The organism is Pseudomonas sp. 2VD (assembly GCF_005503585.1).
Taxonomy (GTDB): domain Bacteria; phylum Pseudomonadota; class Gammaproteobacteria; order Pseudomonadales; family Pseudomonadaceae; genus Pseudomonas; species Pseudomonas aeruginosa.
The window spans coordinates 1-1,114 of the sequence record NZ_SCND01000678.1 but is presented as its reverse complement, the minus strand read 5'-3'; the positions used below and the strand labels follow the sequence as shown (position 1 = coordinate 1,114).

At 70.1% G+C, this 1,114-nt stretch carries 1 protein-coding gene; it reads left to right on the top strand.

Going from position 1 to position 1,114, the window contains the following annotated elements; genetic code table 11:
- Positions 1–844 (top strand): LacI family DNA-binding transcriptional regulator GntR (gene gntR / locus FFS27_RS33020; protein WP_137952572.1); only part of this gene is annotated, 844 nt, incomplete at its 5' end.
- Between the last annotated feature and the right edge of the window lie 270 nt (positions 845–1,114).

Here is a 1,114-nt window from a genome sequence, read left to right as displayed (position 1 = left end):
CGCGGCGCGCGCGCTGGCCTCGGCGCAAAGCCACAGCGTGGCGGTGCTGGTGCCGTCGCTGGCCAACCTGCTGTTCATCGAGACCCTCGAGGCGATCCACGCGGTACTGCGGCCGCAGGGCCTGGAGGTGCTGATCGGCAACTTCCACTACTCGCGCAACGAGGAAGAGGACCTGATCCGCAACTACCTGGCCTACCAGCCGCGCGGCCTGCTGCTGACCGGCTTCGAGCGCACCGAGAGCGCCCGGCGGATGATCGAGGCCAGCGGCATTCCCTGCGTGTACATGATGGACCTGGACTCCGGCGCCGGGCTCAATTGCGTCGGCTTCTCCCAGTTGCGCGCCGGCGAGGCCGCTGCCGAGCACCTGCTGGCACGCGGCCGCAGGCGCCTGGCCTACATCGGCGCCCAGCTCGACCAGCGCACCCTGCTGCGCGGCGAGGGGTTCCGCCGCGCCTTGCAAAAAGCCGGCTGCTACGACCCGGGGCTGGAAATCCTTACGCCGCGGCCGTCCTCGGTGGCCCTCGGCGGCGAACTCTTCGTGCAGTTGCTGGCCAGCCAGCCGCAGGTCGACGGGGTGTTCTTCTGCAACGACGACCTGGCCCAGGGCGCGCTGTTGGAGGCCCTGCGCCGTGGGGTCAAGGTGCCGGAGCAGATCGCCGTGCTCGGTTTCAACGACCTGCCGGGTTCGGACTGCACGGTCCCGCGCCTGAGCAGCATCCGCACCCCGCGCGAAGCCATCGGCCGGCGCGCGGCGGAGCAGTTGCTGGCGCTGATCGCCGGCAAGGAGGTGCGCGATAGCGCGCTGGACATGGGGTTCGAGCTGATGGCGCGGGAGAGCACCTGAACCCGCGGCCCGACGGTGCGGCCGTTCAGGGACATGTCGAGGGTTGGGCAGCGCCGCCGGACGGAACGGCTTGCCGGGTAGGGCGAATAGCGCCGCAGGCGCTATCCGCTGTTACGCCGGGTTTCACGGCGGATAACCGCGAGCGGTTATTCGCCCTACGGGGACATGTCGAGGGTTGGGCAGCGCCTCCGGGCGGAACGGCTTGCCGAGTAGGGCGAATAGCGCCGCAGGCGCTATCCGCCGTTACGCCGGGTTTCACGGCGGATAACC